General features: G+C 39.6%; 1 pseudogene. It reads right to left on the minus strand.

What is annotated here, in order from left to right:
- Positions 1 to 806: pseudogene (locus BT797_RS23330) on the minus strand (type I-F CRISPR-associated helicase Cas3f); the annotation flags it as partial.

Raw genomic sequence — 806 nt, forward strand, 5'->3', positions numbered from 1 at the left:
CTAAAGAGGGAGGTATAGTCGCAGATGAAATCATTACTTTACGCCCTAGCATGCCAGCAAGATGAATCAATCGACCGATAGCAATAAGATCCGACCCCGTAAAGTCATCCACTTCATCAATGACTAAATCTGATGACATTAAACGTAAACTCGGTAAGATATAACGCCCACCTCGCAGTGTTTCAGTCGCAGACATCATGTGATCGATAGTGCAAGCCAACACTGGTGCATATAAAAACTGCTTATCTTTTTCTTTCTTTAATACTGTCGATAATATAGTGTCTGGAATGTCACACTCGTAATGAATAAACTCATCCAATAACGCTTCTTGAGATTCAGATCCACTCTCTTCAGCATTTAAGGCAGCATCTTCCTGAACAGATTTATTATGTAATTCAGCCACCGCTTTTGAACCAATTAGCACAGCTAACTGGGAATTATCTAGCCCAATCAACTTACGATATTCATCACCAGTTTGTAGTGTTAATGTTCTTAAACCTAGCGCTAAAATATAGCGTAAACTTTTACCATCAGTAGACAAAGCACGCATAACCTTTGCGTTGGCCGTTGTTTTACCACAACCCGTACTGGCCATATTGACAGCAAAAAATCCTTGTTCTAACTTTGTTTGTAAGCTTTTCCAATGACTAATATTTTTAACCGCTTTATCTTGCCAGCTATAATCGACTGGCTTTTTTGGGCTTACCTTTCTTAAAAATTCAATATCCGTGGCCAATGGCGGTTCTTGTTCAAATGCTGGCAATAAATGTGCGGTATCTAATGCTGTTTTCGCGACCCCCACTAAA

The sequence above is a fragment of the Moritella viscosa genome, from assembly GCF_900120065.1.
Classification (GTDB): Bacteria; Pseudomonadota; Gammaproteobacteria; order Enterobacterales; family Moritellaceae; genus Moritella; species Moritella viscosa.